Annotated in this window: 19 protein-coding genes, 1 tRNA gene, 1 other RNA gene and 2 pseudogenes; 10 read left to right on the top strand and 13 right to left on the bottom strand. The window is 51.5% G+C overall.

The features are described 5' to 3' along the window. Positions 1–2 precede the first annotated feature (2 nt). Positions 3–1,010, bottom strand: coding sequence for a 16S rRNA (cytosine(1402)-N(4))-methyltransferase RsmH (gene rsmH / locus DS739_RS09625; RefSeq protein WP_006117410.1), 1,008 nt, complete (start codon positions 1,008–1,010; stop codon positions 3–5). Then, positions 1,007–1,492 carry a division/cell wall cluster transcriptional repressor MraZ gene (gene mraZ / locus DS739_RS09620; RefSeq protein WP_035351980.1) on the bottom strand — a complete coding sequence of 162 codons (486 nt, stop codon included), beginning with the start codon at positions 1,490–1,492 and terminating at the stop codon, positions 1,007–1,009. The genes rsmH and mraZ overlap by 4 nt, the downstream gene beginning before the upstream one ends. On the opposite strand from mraZ, the gene DS739_RS14195 reads away from it, so the two are divergent. Then, positions 1,469–1,780, top strand: coding sequence for a hypothetical protein (locus DS739_RS14195; protein ID WP_139018882.1), 312 nt, complete (start codon positions 1,469–1,471; stop codon positions 1,778–1,780). The two genes, mraZ and DS739_RS14195, sit on opposite strands and share 24 nt — an antisense overlap. On the opposite strand, the gene rnpB is transcribed toward DS739_RS14195, so the two are convergent. Beyond that, an RNA gene (rnpB, locus tag DS739_RS09615) (RNase P RNA component class A) lies at positions 1,781–2,208 on the bottom strand. Positions 2,209–2,268: 60 nt separating this feature from the next. On the opposite strand from rnpB, the gene DS739_RS09610 reads away from it, so the two are divergent. Continuing rightward, complete coding sequence (locus DS739_RS09610; RefSeq protein ID WP_035351949.1) at positions 2,269–3,327, top strand: alpha/beta hydrolase; 1,059 nt, start codon at positions 2,269–2,271, stop codon at positions 3,325–3,327. 16 nt (positions 3,328–3,343) lie between these two features. Here DS739_RS09610 and DS739_RS09605 read toward each other — a convergent pair whose 3' ends face one another. Together DS739_RS09605 and zwf are read right to left on the bottom strand one after the other, a co-directional pair. Then, positions 3,344–3,793, bottom strand: a complete 450-nt coding sequence (locus tag DS739_RS09605; RefSeq protein WP_035351951.1) for a hypothetical protein — start codon at positions 3,791–3,793, stop codon at positions 3,344–3,346. After that, complete coding sequence (gene zwf / locus DS739_RS09600) at positions 3,790–5,424, bottom strand: glucose-6-phosphate dehydrogenase (protein WP_006117406.1); 1,635 nt, start codon at positions 5,422–5,424, stop codon at positions 3,790–3,792. The genes DS739_RS09605 and zwf overlap by 4 nt, the downstream gene beginning before the upstream one ends. Before the next feature lie 96 nt (positions 5,425–5,520). Between zwf and DS739_RS09595 the strand changes: the two genes are divergently transcribed. Together DS739_RS09595 and DS739_RS09590 are read left to right on the top strand one after the other, a co-directional pair. Continuing rightward, positions 5,521–5,793, top strand: a complete 273-nt coding sequence (locus DS739_RS09595; protein WP_003623048.1) for a DUF2312 domain-containing protein — start codon at positions 5,521–5,523, stop codon at positions 5,791–5,793. Positions 5,794–5,816: 23 nt separating this feature from the next. Beyond that, on the top strand, positions 5,817–6,470 hold the full coding sequence (locus tag DS739_RS09590) for a hypothetical protein (RefSeq protein ID WP_006117404.1): 654 nt from the start codon (positions 5,817–5,819) through the stop codon (positions 6,468–6,470). Between the two features lie 3 nt (positions 6,471–6,473). Here the strand turns inward: DS739_RS09590 and proB are convergent, their stop codons facing one another. The 4 genes from proB to rplU all read right to left on the bottom strand — a co-directional run bounded on the left by proB (position 6,474) and on the right by rplU (position 9,415). Continuing rightward, complete coding sequence (gene proB / locus DS739_RS09585) at positions 6,474–7,601, bottom strand: glutamate 5-kinase (protein ID WP_006117403.1); 1,128 nt, start codon at positions 7,599–7,601, stop codon at positions 6,474–6,476. A 54-nt stretch (positions 7,602–7,655) separates the two neighbouring features. Beyond that, positions 7,656–8,675 (bottom strand): GTPase ObgE, encoded by a 1,020-nt coding sequence (gene obgE / locus DS739_RS09580; RefSeq protein WP_006117402.1) that lies wholly within the window; start codon positions 8,673–8,675, stop codon positions 7,656–7,658. Between the two features lie 108 nt (positions 8,676–8,783). After that, positions 8,784–9,053: a 50S ribosomal protein L27 gene (rpmA, locus tag DS739_RS09575; RefSeq protein ID WP_003623041.1), complete on the bottom strand. Its 270-nt coding sequence runs from the start codon at positions 9,051–9,053 to the stop codon at positions 8,784–8,786. Between the two features lie 47 nt (positions 9,054–9,100). Continuing rightward, positions 9,101–9,415 (bottom strand): 50S ribosomal protein L21, encoded by a 315-nt coding sequence (gene rplU, locus DS739_RS09570; protein WP_026019364.1) that lies wholly within the window; start codon positions 9,413–9,415, stop codon positions 9,101–9,103. Between the two features lie 221 nt (positions 9,416–9,636). On the opposite strand from rplU, the gene DS739_RS09565 reads away from it, so the two are divergent. Next, positions 9,637–9,726 (top strand) — tRNA-Ser (locus DS739_RS09565). Between the two features lie 29 nt (positions 9,727–9,755). Here the strand turns inward: DS739_RS09565 and DS739_RS09560 are convergent. Continuing rightward, positions 9,756–10,376 (bottom strand): recombinase family protein, encoded by a 621-nt coding sequence (locus tag DS739_RS09560; protein WP_006117400.1) that lies wholly within the window; start codon positions 10,374–10,376, stop codon positions 9,756–9,758. A gap of 194 nt (positions 10,377–10,570) precedes the next feature. On the opposite strand from DS739_RS09560, the gene DS739_RS09555 reads away from it, so the two are divergent. From DS739_RS09555 to DS739_RS09545, 3 genes and pseudogenes are all read left to right on the top strand, one after another. After that, on the top strand, positions 10,571–12,412 hold the full coding sequence (locus DS739_RS09555) for a Hint domain-containing protein (protein ID WP_006117399.1): 1,842 nt from the start codon (positions 10,571–10,573) through the stop codon (positions 12,410–12,412). An 841-nt stretch (positions 12,413–13,253) separates the two neighbouring features. Next, positions 13,254–13,643, top strand: coding sequence for an outer membrane protein assembly factor BamE (gene bamE, locus DS739_RS09550; RefSeq protein WP_035351955.1), 390 nt, complete (start codon positions 13,254–13,256; stop codon positions 13,641–13,643). 364 nt (positions 13,644–14,007) lie between these two features. After that, positions 14,008–14,125: pseudogene (locus tag DS739_RS09545) on the top strand (conjugal transfer protein TraD); the annotation flags it as partial. 189 nt (positions 14,126–14,314) lie between these two features. On the opposite strand, the gene DS739_RS09540 reads toward DS739_RS09545, so the two are convergent. After that, on the bottom strand, positions 14,315–14,791 hold the full coding sequence (locus DS739_RS09540) for a helix-turn-helix domain-containing protein (RefSeq protein ID WP_006117397.1): 477 nt from the start codon (positions 14,789–14,791) through the stop codon (positions 14,315–14,317). Between the two features lie 46 nt (positions 14,792–14,837). Between DS739_RS09540 and DS739_RS09535 the strand changes: the two are divergent. Together DS739_RS09535 and DS739_RS14490 are read left to right on the top strand one after the other, a co-directional pair. Then, positions 14,838–15,113: pseudogene (locus DS739_RS09535) on the top strand (integrase core domain-containing protein); the annotation flags it as partial. Between the two features lie 69 nt (positions 15,114–15,182). Further along, the gene (locus DS739_RS14490; protein WP_330217273.1) at positions 15,183–15,443 is read left to right on the top strand and encodes an SCO family protein; all 261 of its coding nucleotides are present in this window, start codon (positions 15,183–15,185) and stop codon (positions 15,441–15,443) included. Between the two features lie 132 nt (positions 15,444–15,575). Here DS739_RS14490 and DS739_RS09525 read toward each other — a convergent pair whose 3' ends face one another. Together DS739_RS09525 and DS739_RS09520 are read right to left on the bottom strand one after the other, a co-directional pair. Further along, positions 15,576–16,916 (bottom strand): PepSY domain-containing protein, encoded by a 1,341-nt coding sequence (locus DS739_RS09525; RefSeq protein ID WP_050793181.1) that lies wholly within the window; start codon positions 16,914–16,916, stop codon positions 15,576–15,578. Positions 16,917–16,927: 11 nt separating this feature from the next. After that, positions 16,928–19,258, bottom strand: a complete 2,331-nt coding sequence (locus DS739_RS09520) for a TonB-dependent receptor domain-containing protein (protein ID WP_050793180.1) — start codon at positions 19,256–19,258, stop codon at positions 16,928–16,930. Between the last annotated feature and the right edge of the window lie 5 nt (positions 19,259–19,263).

Here is a 19,263-nt window from a genome sequence, read left to right as displayed (position 1 = left end):
ACTTAGCCCTTTTTTACGGAAGCAGGGGTTGAAGCACGTTTCATGACAGCGCGCAGCCGTGCACTTCTGGCGCGCGGATTATAGCTACATTCGGTATCGGTGGGCCGCCGCGCTTTGTGTGTAAGGGCCACAAAATCGGCTTCTGGCGCTGGGGTACCTGCGGCGCGAGGATCATAGCGTGAAAAGCTTTTATCCTTGCCCGTGGCATGCTGCACCATGCGTTTGGCGATACGGTCTTCCAGTGAATGGAAGGAAACAACAACCAGTCGTCCACCAGGTGCCAGCATATCCAGCGCCTGTTCAAGCCCGCGCTCAATTTCGCCCAGCTCATCATTCACGGCAATGCGCAGGCCCTGAAAGGCGCGCGTAGCGGAATCTATGCCGGAACGATCTTTGGGAATAACAGAGCGTACAAGATTGGCCAGTTGTGTTGTGGTTTCAAAAGGCATTTCCGAACGTGCGTTTACAACAGCGCGGGCAAGACGGCGTGCGTGGCGCTCTTCTCCATAAAAATGGAAAATATCTGCCAGTTCTGCTTCCGGTGCCTTGTTGACGATATCTGCGGCTGATGGCCCGGATTTTTCCATGCGCATATCCAGCGGGCCTTCCATACGGAAGGAAAAGCCGCGGTCAGCTTCATCCAACTGAAAGGAGGAGACGCCCAAGTCCAGCACAATGCCATCGAACGTGGAAATGCCTGCGGCACTGGCAAGCGCCTGCATGTTGCCAAAGCTGCCTTGCAACATATGGAGGCGAGATGTGCCATTGGCGGCAGGGAAATGACGGCTGAGTGCCTGCCCGCGCGCAATTGCGTCCGGGTCACGGTCAATACCCCAGACATTGCAATCTGCGCTTTTTAGAATGGCAGAGCTGTAGCCGCCTCCACCAAACGTGCAATCCAGAATACGCCCACCATCTGCGGGATAAAGATATTCCAGAACTTCTGGCAACATAACGGGAATATGGCCCTGAGCCGTTTCAGGGGGTGTAAAGGCAGAAAGAGCGTTCATGCATTGCGCCCTTTTGAATCTGCCCCACCTGTAGCCGGAATGCTAACGCGGCGTGAACGCTGGCGTGCTTCTACCCGGCGCTGCTGCGCGGCCTGAGGTTCCCATATCTGAAAGATACGACCAACGCCCATAAAGGCAGCCGTGGGGCTATCTGCCAGCCCGGCATGATCACGTAAAAATTCGGGTAAAATAATGCGGCCTTCACGATCGGGGTCTATGGGGTAAGCATCAGCATATAGGGCAGCCGCCAGATCATCATGCTCATCAGAAAACATGTCCAGCCGATCAAGCGGTTCGGTCAGGCGTGCAAAAGCCACGGCAGGCCATGCCTCAACACAGGGCAGGGTATGGGAGGGGCGGAGAATCATCAGCGCGTCACCTTCCGTCTGCTGCGTTTTGAGTACTGAACGGAACCCGGCAGGAATCGAAATACGCCCCTTGGCGTCGAATCGATTTTCATGCGTGCCGAGAAATACGCCCACGTACGTCAGAAGCCTTTGCAGAATCAGCCTTTCCGTTCGCAATTCAGCGGGGAACAGAACCGCCTTCACCACACTTGTGGTTTGGTATGGGATAGCATGGGATGTTATGGGACGCAAATTAAAATGACAGAAAAAACAGCAGAAAACCGCCATTATTTAAGTATTCATGCAGAAAAGATTTCTGACGCGAATGTATTGATTTTGTGGCGGCAAACAAAAGATTGCCGTTTTCTGTTCTTTTTATGTTCTGTTTTTGATGAAAAAATCGGGATGAATACAGATAAATAGAGTGTCAGGTGGTCTGTAAGCCGGGTTCTGTCCACCTCTGTAAAGAGGCTGGACGGTCATTCGTCTAGGGCGTGTTTTGCAACATGCCTCTCGCAACCAACCCGAACAGCAGGGCGGAAGAACCCCCGAAACCACAAGGGTTTCTGCTGTTCCTATTCGGTTTTGCTCCCGGTGGGGTTTACCGTGCCTCCTCTGTTACCAGCGGAGCGGTGCGCTCTTACCGCACCGTTTCACCCTTACCTTCAGCCTGTCCCATAAAATCCCATAAGGATTTTACAAAGCCAGACCCGGAAGGCGGTCTGTTTTCTGTGGCACTTTCCCTAAGGTTACCCTCGCCGGCCGTTAGCCGGCACCGTTCTTCCGTGGAGCCCGGACTTTCCTCTCTCCTACCCGTTAAAGAGCAGGACAGCGACCGCCCAACCACCTGACGGAGCGCACCCTGCGTCGGGCTTGCGTTCAGGTCAAGCCGCAACTGATGTTATGAAGGCATGACGATGCAGAAAATTGCCGGTAATCAGGTAGCTATGTCTGATTTTTCTGATGTGCCTCAAAACTCTGTGCCCGCACGGCCCAATCTTCCATCTCGGCTTTTGCTGCGCTGTATCACATGGCAGGAGCAGCTTAAGCGGGAGTATGCGGGCAAAGATGCGCCTGAAGCAGACAGGCCCCATAATGTAGCACAGGAAATGGCTGCGTTTCTTGTGCGGTTGCGCAAGGCTATGGATACGCCTTCCTTCCCGCTACGTCTTTCATCTGTGCCGATGCGAAGGGTCGTGACATTATCTATCCCCGGTGCTGCGGCGCCTATGCGGGCGCGCCTTTTTATTCCCTATGGGCGGGTAAGGGGCGCGTTGCTGTACCTGCATGGCGGGGGGTTTGTGCACTGTGGGTTGAATTCCCATTACGGTATTTGCTGCCGCTTGGCGCGGGCTTCTGGGGCGGCTGTGCTCTTGCCCGATTATCGCTTGGCGCCAGAGCATCCTTTTCCCGCTGCTATTGATGACAGTCAGGCTGCTTTGCAGTGGCTTGCTGGTGCTTCTGCCCGGTATTGGGGGGGTAAAGTTGCCGTTGCGGGGGATAGTGCGGGTGGAAATCTGGCTGCTGTTTTGGCACAGGACGGGCGCGCGGGGCTGGGGCCCAAACCTGTTATACAGTTGTTGTATTATCCATCCTTATACGGAGAGAAGCTTTTTCCATCTCACCGCACTTACGAGAAAGGATATTTTCTCTCCCGCAGGTCCATGCAGTGGTATGGAGATCAGTATATTCAAAAGGAAGAAGACTGGCTGCATCCACGTTTTGCGCCGGGCTTAAACCCAGATTTACAAGGCTTACCGCCAGCCGTTATTATTACAGCCGAATGTGATCCAATGCGTGATGAGGGCACGGCCTATGCGCAGGCTTTGGAGCGGGCGGGAGTTAAAGTGATATATCACTGTTACCCCGGTGCCCTGCATGCGTTTCTGAACTTTTACGCCTTTATGCCGCATGGCAAGGCGGCCTTACGCTTGGGAGGTAAGGCGCTGAAGAAAGCCTTTGCCGCATAAAATTAGCCTTAGTGCGTTATGGAATGGGGTGAAAAACCCCCGGTGACCCCTGATCCGAATAAACAATGCGGTTCAGCCTATCTACACGCAACGTAAACAGTTTAGGCAAATCATCTTTCGGGCCGGGGCAAGTGCCGGAATGCTTTTCCATAACATCGATACGTGATGCTGTGGGCGCATCATTTCCGTTCACTACAAACAGCAGACAATCCGGCCGATCATGCGTCATGCCATTATGGGTGACCTTCAGGCGCAGGTGCTGCACCAAGGCTGTATCATCAAACCAGCTTGCGGGTTTGAAGGTGTAGGAATCTACCAGTCGATCCAGCGTGCCGGTTTTGGCCAACAGAATCATCATTAAAGAAAGCGGCAGAACGATTGCCAGCCGACGCAGGATATGTTGGCGCAGAGTGCGTTTTGCAAATGGCCCGCGGCCAGTCATTTTTTTGGGGGAGGGTGTGTTCATGTCAGCATATCTTCGTGCCAAAGGGCGCCATCACGCGCTAGAAGTGCACGCGTGGTTGGAGGGCCCCAGCTTCCGGCGGGGTAGGGTTCCAGCGGCGTAAGAGCGTAGCGCCAGGAGTCCAGAATAGGCTCTACCCATTTCCACGAGGCCTCAACTTCATCGCGCCGGATAAAAAGGGCAGGGTCTCCTCTTACAGCGTCTAGCAGTAAGCGCTCGTAGGAATCCTGATACTGCACAGAAAATTCGTTTTCGTAAGACATATGCAGTGTGGCGTTGCGCACTCTAAACCCACCTGCTCCGGGGTCTCGCGCTGCCAGAACAAGTGAGAGTTCTTCATGCGGGGCAATGCGGATAACCAACCGGCCGGGAGAGGGCATGTTGGTAAAAATAGGCCAAACCTGCGGGCGGAACTGGATTACAATTTCTGTGGTTTTTGTAGCCAACCGTTTGCCTGTGCGCAGGTAAAAAGGCGTATCACCCCAGCGGGCCGTACGAACTTTGGTGCGAATGGCTACAAATGTTTCGGTATCACTAGGGCGGCCCGTTTTCAGATCATCCACGTAGCCCGGAACATCTTCCCCTTTTACGCGGCCCGCTGTGTATTGCCCACGGATAACATTTTTACGCACCATATCCGGTGTCATGGGGCGCAGGGCGTTAAGCACTTTCAGCTTTTCATTCCGCAGATCATCTGCGCGCAGAGAGGCTGGGGCATCCATGGCAACCATGCACAGAACCTGCAAAAGGTGGTTCTGCACCATATCTCGTAATGCGCCGGATTTATCGTAGTAGGAGCCGCGGTCTCCCACGCCCACTGTTTCTGCTGCGGTAATCTGCACATGGGCGATCGCCTGGGAAGACCATAACTGTTCCAGAGCAGGGTTGGCAAAGCGTAGGGCCAGAATATTCTGCACGCCTTCTTTACCCAGATAATGGTCAATCCGATAAATGGCATCTTCAGAAAAGTAGCGGCCCACACCTTCATTGATCTCATTGGCAGATTGTAGGTCTGTGCCAATGGGTTTTTCCAGCACAACCCGTGTGTGCTGAGTGATCAGGTTATGGTGGGAAAGCCCAGCGCAAATGGCGGAATACAGCGCCGGTGCCGTGGCAAAATAGAAAACCCGCGTGCGTTCTGGGTTAGGGAGCGTGGCGCTGAGTTCCGGCCAGTGAGAGGCATCCTGCGTGGCATCAAGGTACACATAGGTCAAAAGCCCCAGAAACTGGTTCAGTGTTTCTGTGTCTTTGGCAATATCGGGGGCAAATTCGTGCAAAGTGGCGCTGCACAAATTACGGAACTGCTCAGTGGTGAGTTCAGACCTCGCCGTGCAGATAATCCGTGCTTCCTCATCAAATTCGCGGGCATGGAAGCGGCGCAAAAATGCAGGCAGCAGTTTTCGGCGTGTCAGATCACCTGTCGCGCCAAAGATAACAAAGTCAAAAGGTTCCGTGCGGTTCACAAGAGCCATGATGCAGGGTTCTCGCTGGTCAGCCGGAGGGGGGTGCCCGCCGTAAAAAAGTCGTGGTTTGCGGGCAAAATGCCCAGAACAAGAACAAGGTGCTGTGCTTATGGAAGGCCGCCCGTGTGTTTGCAAGGGGTTCTGATGTGCTGCATCATTGACCACATACACGTGGCGCGATAAGCCCGCGCTTCACTATCTGGCAATGTTAGCAGGTTCTGCCTGCGCAGTGTTGGGTGTTTGTATATAAATTTAGGAGGCCGAAGCATGGATGGCGAACGCATTTCCGGGGATGAAGATGCAGCTGTTGGCGGTATTGCCGCAGATCGGCTGAGAAGCATTATTGAGCGTGTTGAACGCTTGGAAGAAGAGCGCAAAGCTCTGGCTGGAGATATCAAGGATATCTTTACAGAAGCAAAGTCTGCCGGGTTTGATGTAAAGGTTATTCGCCAGATCATCCGCCTGCGTAAGCAGGAACCTGCTGAAGTAGAAGAGCAGGAAACACTGCTGGATATCTACCGTCGCGCATTGGGTATGTAAAAGGCTAGTCGGGTCTATTTCCCATGATGTCTCTGTCTTTTCCTGATTGGATGCCTGTTTGGGGCCAGCTTCTGGTTCTGGCTTTTGGCGTGTTGTTCGGGCTTGCTTTCATGATGATGCCTTTTGCCGTGTTTGGGGTAAAAGGGCGGTTGGGTGAGATTTCTCTCCAGTTGGAAGAAATTCAGGCCGAATTGCGTGCGCAGGCCGTGCGGGGTGCTCCTGCGTATCAGGAGCCAGCTTTGTCTGTTGTGGCAGAGCGGGACGGCAGAACATCACCCGGCGTGGTGGTGGAAGAGGTGCGTCCGCCGGAGGTGAAAAAACCTTCTGCGGCACCTCGTGCAGTGCCAGTTTTTCCCGAACTGCGGACACCTAAGGTTTCTGATGCGTATGAAGCGCGAGAAGAAGCCCCGCCAACACCGCACCTTGCGCCAGACCCGGCAAAGCCGGTGGTGCGCCGCATGCCGTGGCACGAGCCAGAATCTCCACCAGCGGAAACTGGTGCAGAAATCTTGCGTCGGCAGCGCGCGCCAGATGCTAATCAGCCACCGTACCGGCCTGATTTTTCACATGAGGCTCCGCAGCCCAACCCATCTGCTCAGATGCCGCGTATTGACGAGCATACTGGCCGTGCAGAACCTGTGCTGAACTGGCCCAGAAAAAATCCGGCAAACGATTAAGTTTTAGATCATGACGAGGTCATCACGATGGATGATCTCGTCTCGTCCATGCCATCCCAGAATATCTGTAAGTTCGGTAGAACGATGGCCTGCAATGCGCCGGGCGTCATCTGCATCGTAGGCAGCAAGCCCATGTGCCAGCACGATGCCATCAGTATTGATAATTTCTACCAGATCACCCTGAGAGAAATCGCCTTTTACGCCAAGCACGCCTGCTGGTAAAAGGGATTTACCCTGCTGCAGAGCGGTTACGGCACCATCATCCACCATAATCTCACCTGCGGGTGTTAGGCTGCCTGCAATCCACTGCTTGCGAGCTGTATGGGGGCAATCCTGCGGCAAAAACCATGAGCAGCGCCCTCCTTCCAGTAAAGAGCGGAGCGGGTGGGATGTTTTCCCTAAAGCAATAGCCATGGCGCAGCCTGAGCGCGTTGCAATACCCGCTGCCAATAGTTTGGTGCGCATACCTCCGGAAGAATAACCCGGAGGCGGTTCACCCCCCATGGCCTCAATTTCTGGGGTAAGAGTTTCAATCACGGGCAAATGCTGTGCATCGGGGTTTGTGCGCGGGTCTGCTGTGTACAGGCCATCAATATCAGAAAGGAGCACAAGCTGATCCGAGTCCGTCATTTGTGCAACGCGAGCTGCCAGTCTGTCATTATCGCCAAAACGGATTTCGGCAGTGGCAACGGTATCGTTCTCGTTAATGACGGGAACACATCCCATTTCCAGCAGAGTGTTCAGCGTTGCGCGGGCATTCAAGTAGCGCTTGCGGTCTTCCGTGTCTTCCGGGGTTAGCAAAAGCTGGGCGGCAACAAGGCCGTGGGCTGAAAGGGCATTGCTCCATGCTTGTGCGAGGCTAATCTGCCCCACAGCCGCCGCCGCCTGCTTTTCTGCCAAGCGGAGTGCGCCGCCAGCCAGTCCCAATGTGTGCCGGGCAAGCGCAATAGCACCAGAGGATACAACGGTAACAGCCGTACCCTGTTTGCGCAGGTATGCAATATCGGCAGCCACACTGGCTAACCATTCCTGACGCGGGGCCTGTTTTTCTGGATCCACCACCAGCGCGCTACCTATTTTAACAACAAGCCGTTTGGCATTGGTAAGGGAGGGGCTGGTGTATCCGGTCATGGATCAGTTCCGTAAAAGGAAAGGGGCTAGAGGGGCCTGCTTGCAGCTAAGTGTTCAGGCGGGGTTTTTATCCGCGTTCTTGCGGGTTTCGGTCACCTGATTCTGGAGCATGCGCAAAAGTTCTGGCACGCCCTGATGGGTTGCAGCAGAAATTAACACGACCGGTGCGCCACTGGCTTTTTCCAGAGCAGCACGCCGGGAAGAAGCTTCCCGCGGGGTCATGGCATCCATTTTATTGAGTGCGATAATTTCCGGCTTTTCTGCTAGCCCACCATCATAAGCGGCAAGTTCATGCCGTATGGTGCGCCATGCATCTACAACGCTACCAGCGGCACCATCTATAAGGTGCAGCAGCACGGCGCAGCGTTCAACATGGCCCAGAAAACGGTCTCCAAGCCCAGTGCCTTCATGCGCGCCTTCAATAAGGCCGGGAATATCCGCTACAACAAACTCTTCCGTCATGGAAAGGCGCACAACGCCAAGCTGGGGGTGCAGGGTTGTAAAAGGATAATCTGCAATTTTGGGCTTTGCAGCAGAAACAACAGAAAGAAATGTAGATTTGCCAGCATTGGGCAAGCCAACAAGGCCCACATCTGCAATCAGCTTCAGGCGCAGCCAAACCCAGCGCTCTTCACCCGGCCAGCCTTTATCAGACCGACGAGGGGCGCGGTTGGTGCTGCTCTTGAAATGCGCATTGCCGTAGCCGCCATCCCCTCCGCGGCAAAGGGTAATGCGTTTACCGGCTTCGTTGAGATCCGCCAGCAAGGTGACGCGGTCATCATCCATAATCTGAGTGCCAATCGGCACCTTGATGATAACAGGAGAGGCCGCAGCCCCTGTGCGGTCAGACCCGGCACCGTTGCCGCCTTTGCGTGCACGGAAATGCTGCGTGTAGCGAAAATCGATAAGGGTGTTCAGGTTAGGTACGGCTTCAAAAATAACATCGCCGCCACGCCCGCCATTCCCACCATCGGGGCCGCCGAATTCAATATATTTTTCCCGCCGGAAGGCTGTCACGCCATCTCCGCCATCTCCTGAGCGGACGTAGATTTTTGCCTGATCCAGAAACTTCATGACATACCTTACTCAAGTCCAGAACGCGAAAAAGGGCCGATCCTGAGGACCGGCCCCTGTTTCTGCTCCGGCCACACGGGAAAACGTGCGGTGGAAAAACCGAACTACTTATTCAGCAGCGGCAGGCAGCGCATCCACAGAAACGTGTACGCGGCCTTCTGCGCGGCGTTCGAAGCGAACATTGCCGTTAATCAGTGCAAACAGGGTGTGGTCTTTGCCAACACCAACGTTTACGCCAGCTTTCACCTTCGTGCCACGCTGGCGCACGATGATGTTGCCAGCAATAACCTGCTCGCCACCAAATTTCTTGACGCCAAGGCGGCGTCCGGCGCTATCGCGCCCGTTACGGGATGAACCGCCAGCTTTTTTTTGTGCCATGACCTAAGTCCTCCGTGGTCTTAACCAGCTTAATACCCTGTGCGGGATTAAGCTGCGTTGATTTCCTGAATGCGCAGAACGGTAACCGGCTGGCGATGACCATTTTTACGGCGGCTGTTCTGCCGACGGCGCTTCTTGAAGATGATGACCTTCTTGAGGCGGTCTTGAGCGATAACGGTTGCCGTTACCTTTGCGCCGGCCACGGTGGGGGCACCAATCTGGCTGCCGCTTTCGCCACCAACGGCCAGAACTTCATCAAATGTAACGGTTGCGCCGGCTTCAACTTCCAGCTTTTCAACCTTCAGCACCATGTTGGGCTCAACCCGGTACTGCTTGCCGCCGGTGCGGATAACTGCGTACATAAACTGTCTCTTCCGATCTCTGGATTCTCGCGGTACCTTGTTAGATACAGGCGAAAATTCTGGTCGCTTTTTCTTCTTTGGCTGCACAATACGCGCAGCATGGTTCCATCTGTGTGGATTAGGGCGGCTTTTTAAGCGGTGAGGGTAGGGCGCGTCAATAGAAATATGGAGTTCACGCACTTGCATGGGCTAGAAAAGCGTGTCTATAAGCTCGCGATATAGGAGAGATGCCGGAGCGGTCGAACGGGGCGGTCTCGAAAACCGTTGTGCAAGCAATTGTACCGAGGGTTCGAATCCCTCTCTCTCCGCCATTTGATATATCCCATGACAGTCCATAGTTCTACGTTATCGGGGTCTTTCCACCCCTTCTACCATAATGGCGATGGCTGTCTTTACTACGCGCTATCCGTGATGCTGTGCTCTCGCTTATCGCAAAGGCGAGGGCAATGGATTTTAGAGGTTCTCCTCTTTGCCTGCGATCAATGATGGCGCGTCTTTGTGCATCGGTAATTTTGGTGGGGCGTCCCATACGCTTACCTAACGCCTGAGCGCGTGCACGTCCTTCTGAGGTGCGTGTCCGGATCAGGTCACGTTCCACATCGGCCAAGCCACCAAGGACTGCAAGCATAAGCCGACCTGTACTTGTGCTGGTATCAGTCCAGGGTTCAGCCAGAGAGTAAAAAAGAGCCTTGCGTTCGGAAATAGTTTTAACAATTGAGAACAAGTCGAATGTACTACGTGCCAGACGATCCAGACGGGTGACGACTACGGTCTGGCCTGGTTTGAGATTTTTTAGAAGTTTTCTTAATTCGGAACGATCAGCATCGGCTCCGCTTGCCTTCTCGCGATAAATACCGCGACATCCAAACTCCTTGAGTGTTTTTAATTGAAGTTCGAGAGTCTGCCCGATTGTGCTGACACGGGCATATCCCACTTTACGGCGTGTAGTCTCTGATTTCATTCAATCTTAAACACATAAAAATACTCAAAGGTTTCTTGTAAAACTCTTGATTTATGCAAAAGCCAAAACTGGCCTTTACTCTGTTTCAGAGAGAAATCTTGTTTATATTGGCACAACAAAAAAAACAACATGAAAATAAATAATGTCAGAAAAATCCTGCCCTGATAGTTGTGCGCAAATCAAGGATTGGGAAAATGACAACTTCAACGATAACTAAGGATTGGGGCAAAGATTACCAAACTGTAAGTAACAGTAAAGCCGGTATGACGGGAATGGATACTATAATCGAGTCAAACGATAGTAATCTCACAATAACAGTAGTTCCCGAAGATGAGAAAGAATATTATATAACTTCAAATGGAACAACAACACTTCATCAAGGAACAGAAGAAAATCCATATTTAACTGGCGGTTTGCAAACGTCAGGGAATATTGAATTCACTGGTTCCTCAGACTCTTATTTAAGTATAGAAAAACTTATCAATAATTCTGGTGCAAGTGGCGCACTTGTAATTGGGGATTCTACACAAGATCACGGCTCTAGCTCCCTGACAATTAATGGTATTAATTTATCGGTAGAGAATGGAATTTCTGGTAAACCTCTTACAATTCAGAATGGCGCGACTGTTTCTGCTAGTTCTGTAAGTTCAGCTATTACATTTGGAGCTGCAGGCGATGGCACTACGACCAATTCTCATAATCTTTTAAATATTACGGGCACGGGAAAAAGTGCCGTAATCGGAAGTATTTCCAATTTTACACCAAGTGATGTTCTTGAATTCTCAGGGAATACAACAGGTACAAAATTATCATGGACACCAAATAAAGATGGTACATATGCGCTTTACGCCACTGATGCTAAGGGAAAAAATAAAACGGAACTCGTCAAGTCCCTTACTTTTGGTACAAAATCAGACGGAACACTTTATAGCCCAAGTGATTTCATAGCCTCTCAAAATACCGTAACAGGCCTTGAAGTTATTACCTGCTTTCTGTCTGGCAGCATGATCCGTATGAGTGAAGGTGATGTAGCTGTAGAAGATATTCAGATTGGTGATGAAGTCGTTGCTTTCGACTGGAAGAACAACAAGGAAGTGACCCGGCCCGTAGTCTGGATGGGCAAGGCGCATGCTGTTGTTCGGCCCGGCTTACCAGATGATGAAGCGGGATATCCTGTTCGTGTCCTGAAAGACGCGATTGCCGATGGTGTGCCTTATAAGGATATGCTGATTACCGCTGAACATTGCCTGTTCTTCAAAGATCGGTTTGTGCCAGTCCGGATGCTGGTGAATGGCGTGTCCATCTTCTATGACAAATCCATTACTTCCTATGATTATTACCATGTGGAAACCGAACAGCATTCTGTCATCACTGCCGATGGCATGCTGACCGAAAGCTATCTGGATACCGGGAACCGTTCTTCTTTCCGTCAGGAAGGCAAGGTTGCTACGCTGCGTGGTGCAGTTAAAAGCTGGGCAGACGATGCGGGTGCTCCACTGAGTGTTGAGCGTTCCTTTGTCGAGCCTCTGTTCCGTGCTCTGGAATTACGTGAAAACAGTGTGACTGGCGCACAGATACCGTCAGAAACGAAGAATCTCACGGATGATCCAGATCTGCATCTCGTAACGGATGCAGGAAGTATTGTGCATCCGATGCGTAAGACAGCGCATCAGTATAGCTTCATGCTGCCGCCTGATACGCAGTCTGTGCGTATTGTTTCACGCGCCAGCCGTCCTTCTGATGTGATTGGTCCGTTTGTGGATGATCGCCGTTATATGGGTGTCGCTGTTGCAGATGTGCGTTTGCAGTGCGCAAAACAGCATTTCGATATCACCTCTCACCTTCAGGCTGAAAAACCGGAAGGTTGGTATGATACTGACTGGACAGATTGCGCATGGACAAATGGCGATGCTGAATTGCTATTAGGGGATTATTTATTACACGGGAAAATGGGCATCCTGTCCATGACTGTTCGTGCTGCTGGCCCATATGTTGTAGACAATCAGACAATGACAAAAACGGCAAAATCTGCTTAAAACTTTAGAAACTCTTCCCCTCATCATCTGATGGGAGGGGAGAGTTTTCTCTCAGTATCCTGATTAAGGAGATTTTCCCATTCCGAGGGAAACAATAAACTAACAAAACTATTATCTATCCTGCTTCTCTACCGGATAATCGAGAAATCGGTTTTTTGCATGCATAAGAACGAATAACTCATACCATGCTGTCATGAGAAAAAAGCTTTCTACTGTGCTTCTGGCTTGAGGGCGATCACACAGGGCTTGGCTTGACCGGCTTGTATTGCGGGGATTTGACAGTCTCTGATTTTTGGAAAGCCTATACCTGCGGGGTAGGTCTTTATTTTTTGAAACAACAGGAGTCATTTCATAAGCTAAAGTGCAGCAAAACCGATCCACACGTCAGGTCTGACAGAACATAAACACGAGAATGATCCTTCATTCCCGCGCTGAAGTTTACCAGTAATATTCGTGGGGTCGTTGGATTCCGGTATACGGAAAGACCGCTTCGAGAGGATCAAGATCGCCCTTGATGATCAGGCGGGCAACATGCCTGTCATGATGACGGCCAGAACGAATATCATGCAGATGGCTGTACCAGCTGGGGTTTCATAGGCTTACCTCAAAAAGAATCTCGCATTGTTTTCCGACATGAATTGAATTTGAAAAACAAAAAAGTTGTCATTCGGTAATCTCCCCACTTTATTACCTGGTGATAATCTAACACTAAACCCCAACCTTAATTCTCCTGATAAATAAGAAATTTAGCTATTTCCATCACAATGTAGATAGGCAAAAGAGAAAGATATCAGTATTAAAATCTGGTTGGAAATTTAATTCTGAATATGGGAAATGCTAAATGCATATAAAAAAAATAGCTTCTGTTTTTAGCTTAAGTGTTATGATGGCACTTTCTGCTTGTGGCTCTAGTGGCAATGTTTCCATCAAAAACGAAACCGCGACCTCAGTTGATCAGAAGATCCATGACGGTGTAACCACCAGAGAAGAAGTTCGCCAGATGTACGGCGACCCAGTAGCAACTGACTTCACCGATAGCGGCCATGAAAAATGGACATATACCTTTTCACACACACAAGCAGATGCCGCTAACTTCATCCCGGTTTATGGTGACTTGCGCCAGGGCCAACATGGCACCGAAAAGCATCTGACCATTATCTTTGAAGGCGATAAAGTCTGGCACCACTCCATGAATAGTTCTGCGGTGAAGGCTAAAAGCGGCCTGTTCTAAGCAGCCCATTTTTTCTTTAGTGACCCTGTATGCAGCTCTAAGCATGCAGGTGGATATCCTACTGGAAAAATGGAAACGGCCAGTTCCCGGTACGGGGCTGGCCGTACATGGTGTGCTACTCACGGGAGCAGCATTGCGCTGACTTATCGAATTTTTGGAATATCCAAGAATTGCTTTCGCTACCCTTCATCTTCTCCTGTCAGTCCCTCTGCCATAGAACGAGGAGACTTTTCCTCTGTCCTGCTTTTCGGCCTGAATGGAAATCTAATAATTTTTCTGTTCTTCCTTCAAAGTTGACGCTGTTTTCTGGCAGACAGTAATCCTGTCCTTATTGACTTCAACGTAACCGGCATAAGTCCACACTACTCTGCTCGGGGAATTTCTGAACATTGCGGGGCAACTTCAGGGAAAATGATACTGCTCCGACTGACCTGAAAACACGATGGAGACGCGCAGGGCTCCATGCTTTCGATGCAGGCTGAGATCATAATAGGATAACAGGTGGAAATGACCATGACTGATACAGTAACACCATCATCCAGACCCGACATGATACACAATCTGTTCCGGGCTCCATACAAGGGACCAGCGTCAACTTTGACAATGAACTGCCTGTCGCTTTTTCTATATCACGACGGGTCCGTTCAATGCGACGCCACCCGGCGTGGCAATTAGGCTAGCAAGGCAGAATTTTGTGCCAGCTTACTCGCTTTGGGACGTTGGGCCGCACGATCCGCATGCCATTGTGCGATGATGGCACGGTAATTGAAATTCCCGTTGTGGGCCGCGGAATTGCGCCCGATCTCACGAGAGATCGTGCTGGGCGAACGCCCCAGTTTACGGGCAATAGCACGCATTCCGGTCTTGCGTGTGTATTCCAGGGCGATTTCTTTGCGCTCGGAAAAAGAAAGACTACGGCCCTGTGGACGCGGTGCAAAAGGGGTTAAATGTGTTGGTGGCATCCCGCCAGAACTCCGAAACCAACGGCTTCCAACTGGAGCATACACACCGGCTTCGATACCAGCCTCTTCACCTGCTGCAATACCCAGCCAGAACCGACACAGTGTCTCACGTTGCCAGACAGGCAGCCGTTCTGGCGAGCACAATTTGCGCCGTGTGGAACGCTCCGATTTCCATTTCCCTGTCATCGTCTACACCTCCAATGTTAAGGTGTTGCGACGACCGGTTGAATCCGCCCAATACATGTCCATTCGGTACACGCAAAGACTGACTGAAGCAGGTCTCGTTGCCCCTGTCGGAAGTGTTGGGGATTCCTATGATAACGCCCTGGCTGAGACCATAAATGAGCTCTACAAAACCGAACTTATCTATCAGCAGGGGCTATGGAAAAATAGGGACGCTGTTGAACTGTCCACACTCAAATGGATGGATTGGTTCAATAATCGCCGCATTCTGTCATCCATGGGAAATATCCCGCCAGCAGAAGCTGAGACTTGTTTTTATGCTTAGCAGAAATTACATGCTTTAGCCGCTTAGTTCAGATAAAAAACGTCTCTACAAAACCCGAGACAATTCAGTGTGGACGTCTTCCCGTTGACACTAGTGACTGTGTCAGCTGCTCTTGAGGGGCTTGGTAAGCGGGGACAAAACATTATTCCCGTGTTCATTTCAGTTGATCCCGAACGTGATACCCCTGAAGTTTTAGAGGAGTATATTGAACGTTTTTCCCCGCGCATTGTTGGTTTGATAGGATCGGAACCTCAGCTTCAGCCTCGTTTTGAGGGAGTTTCATGTCTCAGTACGGCGGCATGCTCCCAATGGTTCAGACTATCTCGTTGATCATAGTTCGCTTCTTTACCTCATGCATGGACAAAATCATCTGGTTGGCATGATCCTCGTTGATGCTAGTGCCCATCAGATTGCAAGCGAGCTCAGATGACTTTTACCATCCTCCTGATGTCAGGTTTGACCTCATCTCGCAAACATCCGGTTTGCGAGAGTCAGAACAAGTAATGCGGCCCCCAGTTCTGGTAGAAGCAGCCCCAGAATGACAAGGGTCATAATACCGACAATTCCATATCTCTGAGAAGGCATGGCGGGCGGAACCCCCAAGGTTCCCACAGGTTTACGTTTAAGCCATAACACTGTTGCTGCACTGCTCATCATCAGTAAACCAGTTGCCACTAAAAAATTGATAGCCTGATTCATCTTTCCAAAAAGCTGGCCTTCATGCGCTGCAACGCCGTAGCCAATGATCCGATCCATAAGACCTTTCTCGGTAAAGGTTTCCTGTGTCATCACATGGCCGTCAGGTGTTACCGTCACACTCTCCCGCAAAGGTCGGTTTTGTGTGTCGGAGCGCACACTCCACATAGAACCAGACGGTGTAATGATTACCGGATCTGGCAGGGAAAGAGTGCTTGCAGTCTGTACGACAGTGTTCAGACTGCTTAGCAAGTCTCCTTCCGGAAAAGAGGTGGAGGAGGCTGGCATGTCCATACCGGGCATATTCATGCTGCCTGTTGCAGGCTGCTTCTGTGGTTGGCCGAGCGGATGCCCGGCAATGACCGTGGCGGCTGGAACCGCGCCAATTTCCCAGTCCCTGACAGAGGTCAGGCGACCAACCGTGCTTTCGACTGATTGCAGAGCGTGGCCCCAGACGAAAGACCACGGTAGACCGGATACTAGAAACAGCACTAGAAATACTGAAGTCCAAACACCAGTGACAGCATGGAGATCCCGCCATCGGGTTCGTCCTTTTGTGCCAAGGCGTGGATAAACAACGCCTGCTAGTCCCTTCTGACCGCGTGGCCACCAGAGCAGCAGGCCTGTCACAATGAGCACAATGGTCCATGATGCAACCATTTCCATAATGACAGAACCCATATTGCCCAGCAGCAACTGACCGTGCAACCGAAAAACCAGACGCTCAAATCTGTTCTCTTCCAGAACAGTTTTCAGAACAGTGTGGGTGTTCCTGTCCACATAGACCCGCACGGCCTCTCCTTCTGGTCTGCTGACCAGAATACGTGCGGCACTCTGCGAAGTCCGCGGAAGTTCATAAGCCAGGAAAGCCCCCTGAGGCACTGCTGATAAAGCAGCCTGAACTTCACGCTTGGGAGAGGGCGACTGAACTGTGAGCAGATGGTCATATCGCCAGTCAATCCAGTCATCAATCTGGGGTTTGAAGAGATAAACCGCTCCGGTCAGAGAGAGAAAAGCCACAAAAGGCAGGCAGAACAGCCCTGCGAAGAAATGCCAGCGCCAGAGCGTGCGGCGGTCTGGCCAGAGAGTGGCACTGTGTATGGTCATGGCACTATCCCTCAAAACCTGATCCGCATGCCGCCAAAATACGCACGGGGCGAACCTGCGTAGATGGAACCTGTGCTGTTCATGAGTGTCGTGGCACCGGCCTGCTGACCATTGGCTTGCAGTTTATCGCTGATGTTTGTGGCTCCCGCGATATAGGTCTGGTTGGCAACGTTCTGTACCTCGAAATACCAGTGCAAACGATGTGCCCAGCCAAACCGGGCAGGAGGATCATAATGCATTTCAAGATTAAGCAGGGCATACCCCGGCGCTTTCAAGTGATTGGCGTTATCCAGCCAGTAAGAATCACGCCACGTGACTTCCGCGTATCCGCCCAACCCTTCCAGTAAACCGTCAGGCTGGTCGTAAAGAAAGCGGGCATTAAGAAAATTGGGAATGACCCCGGGAATATAATGCCCTTTGCGGCTAAAGCTGCGTGAGAGCGTGCTGTTGGAAAGAACCTCAGTGTAATTGGTATAAACCTGATTATCGTAGGTGTAACTCAGTTTAACCCGACCGCCGGGAAGCATTTTTGGCAGCGGCTTCCACGCCACACCCAGAACAACACCACGATGTTCGGACGCGGGTGCGTTAAAAGTGTAGGAACCAACGGTGTTGACGCCTGCGGACTGGCTGACTAACTCGTTTTTATAAAACTCATAAAACCCTGTTGCCTGAATGCTAATCGTCGAGGAGGGATGCCAGTCAGCACCCAGATCAATGCCGACACTTGTCTGGCTTTTCAGTTGTGTATTGTTCCCGTATTCCCCCTGTGGAGTAATGAAAAGATTGGAAGAAGATGGGGTGCCATAGGCTGTGCCAACACGGGTATGAAGCGTCCAGTCTTTTGATGGCGTGTAAATCAGCGCGCCTTCTGGCGCGAGATTGAAATAGAAACGATTGGCTGTGATGGTGCGCTGGGTACTGGCCGCTGCGGAGTAGCCATAAAGTGTTTCTGTTGCACCAATGTCGGAATATGTGCCGCCAAGACCGGCGACGATGTGCCAGTCAGGTGCGAAATGCCATTCTTCCTGAAAGCGCGCACCAAGATTCCACTGGTGCCCATAGCTTTCCGAATTCATGGCCCCTCGTGTTGCACCGCCCAGGGGCATGATGTTGTAAGTCTGTGAACCAAAATCGAGATAATCAAAATTCACGCCAGCAAATGTTTCCAACGCTCTGCCGGCAAGTTGCGCATGGTTGGTTATGTCGCTGCTTACATTATAGGAATTATAAGGACCGACATACGCCATAGGTGACGTTGGCTGGTCGATATGGCGCTGATCGTATGTAAACTGGTTTCGCCACATTGTGTGGCTGTTGAAATCATGCTCCCAGCGCAGGCCAACCACCGTGCGCCGATCAAAGCGCCCCAATCCTGCGGATTCACGACTCATAGCAACCTTCGCGCCATAGCGGCCATTGACCAGCAGATTAATAGACGCACAACCCGCCGCAGCACTGGACGCATTGGTGCACCCCTGCTGGTAGGGATTGGCCCGATACTGGTTGAGTGACAATCTTGCTGGCAGAAAAGCATCCGTGACGTTGTTGACGAATTTCAGGATAAGACGATCTGATGATGTCAGATTGACGCGAAGCCGCATATTTTCTGTCGAGGTATTATAACGGCTATTGGCAATGAAGCCGTTTCCACGCACATCGCTGCCAAAGATCATCAGATCATAGTGTTTGTTTCCAAAACCAAGGGTTGCATAATTGTTGAACATTCCGAAGCTGCCGAAATCGGAACCTAGTTCCAGCCCGTGGATATCCGCACCCTTCCGGGTGCGGAAGTTGATGGCACCATTAATGGCGTAATTGCCATACAGGGTTGAGGCTGGCCCCTCGAAAACATCGACACCCTGATAAGCATGAGGGTCGATCAAATCGGCCCGAGCTGTCCCATCGGGCTGGGTCATGGGGAAACCATCTTCCAACACCTGAATATTTTTAAGTCCCCATGATTGACGATCTCCCGACCCACGAATGGAAATATTCGTATCGCGGGGACCATTTCCCTGCGTAAAGCTGACGCCGGGAATGGTCACCACCATATCGGCAACACTCTGTCCAACCTGGTTCGCGAAATTACTTCGGTCGGAACTATAAGTCGTCTGGCCAGCAGGACGAGTAAGGGCTGAAGATCGGCTTAATCCCGTTACAAGAATCTGTTCGTTTTTGACGGGAGTTTTTTTGGTTCTGGGCGTAGGAAGAACACGCTTGCTCAAAGATGGACGAGGCTTCTTTGCACCGATGGCAGCGTGCGTCGTGGTGGCCGAGAAAATGGCACTAGCGATCATTGTCCCGTAAAACGGGAGTGAAAAATAAACAGTACGAAACATGTGAA

The organism is Acetobacter sp. JWB (genome assembly GCF_003323795.1).
In the GTDB taxonomy this organism is placed as follows: Bacteria; Pseudomonadota; Alphaproteobacteria; order Acetobacterales; family Acetobacteraceae; genus Acetobacter; species Acetobacter oryzifermentans.
Note: the sequence above shows the minus strand (reverse complement) of the source record. Positions and strands in the feature narration are given on the sequence as shown.

Coding starts and splice junctions, on each gene's coding strand:
- rsmH (WP_006117410.1), bottom strand. CDS start 1,010: ATGAACGCTCTTTCTGCCTTTACACCCCCTGAAACGGCTCAGGGCCAT.
- DS739_RS14195 (WP_139018882.1), top strand. CDS start 1,469: ATGCGTGCCGAGAAATACGCCCACGTACGTCAGAAGCCTTTGCAGAAT.
- DS739_RS09610 (WP_035351949.1), top strand. CDS start 2,269: ATGACGATGCAGAAAATTGCCGGTAATCAGGTAGCTATGTCTGATTTT.
- DS739_RS09605 (WP_035351951.1), bottom strand. CDS start 3,793: ATGAACACACCCTCCCCCAAAAAAATGACTGGCCGCGGGCCATTTGCA.
- DS739_RS09595 (WP_003623048.1), top strand. CDS start 5,521: ATGGATGGCGAACGCATTTCCGGGGATGAAGATGCAGCTGTTGGCGGT.
- DS739_RS09590 (WP_006117404.1), top strand. CDS start 5,817: ATGATGTCTCTGTCTTTTCCTGATTGGATGCCTGTTTGGGGCCAGCTT.
- proB (WP_006117403.1), bottom strand. CDS start 7,601: ATGACCGGATACACCAGCCCCTCCCTTACCAATGCCAAACGGCTTGTT.
- obgE (WP_006117402.1), bottom strand. CDS start 8,675: ATGAAGTTTCTGGATCAGGCAAAAATCTACGTCCGCTCAGGAGATGGC.
- rpmA (WP_003623041.1), bottom strand. CDS start 9,053: ATGGCACAAAAAAAAGCTGGCGGTTCATCCCGTAACGGGCGCGATAGC.
- rplU (WP_026019364.1), bottom strand. CDS start 9,415: ATGTACGCAGTTATCCGCACCGGCGGCAAGCAGTACCGGGTTGAGCCC.
- DS739_RS09560 (WP_006117400.1), bottom strand. CDS start 10,376: ATGAAATCAGAGACTACACGCCGTAAAGTGGGATATGCCCGTGTCAGC.
- DS739_RS09555 (WP_006117399.1), top strand. CDS start 10,571: ATGACAACTTCAACGATAACTAAGGATTGGGGCAAAGATTACCAAACT.
- bamE (WP_035351955.1), top strand. CDS start 13,254: ATGCATATAAAAAAAATAGCTTCTGTTTTTAGCTTAAGTGTTATGATG.
- DS739_RS09540 (WP_006117397.1), bottom strand. CDS start 14,791: ATGACAGGGAAATGGAAATCGGAGCGTTCCACACGGCGCAAATTGTGC.
- DS739_RS09525 (WP_050793181.1), bottom strand. CDS start 16,916: ATGACCATACACAGTGCCACTCTCTGGCCAGACCGCCGCACGCTCTGG.
- DS739_RS09520 (WP_050793180.1), bottom strand. CDS start 19,258: ATGTTTCGTACTGTTTATTTTTCACTCCCGTTTTACGGGACAATGATC.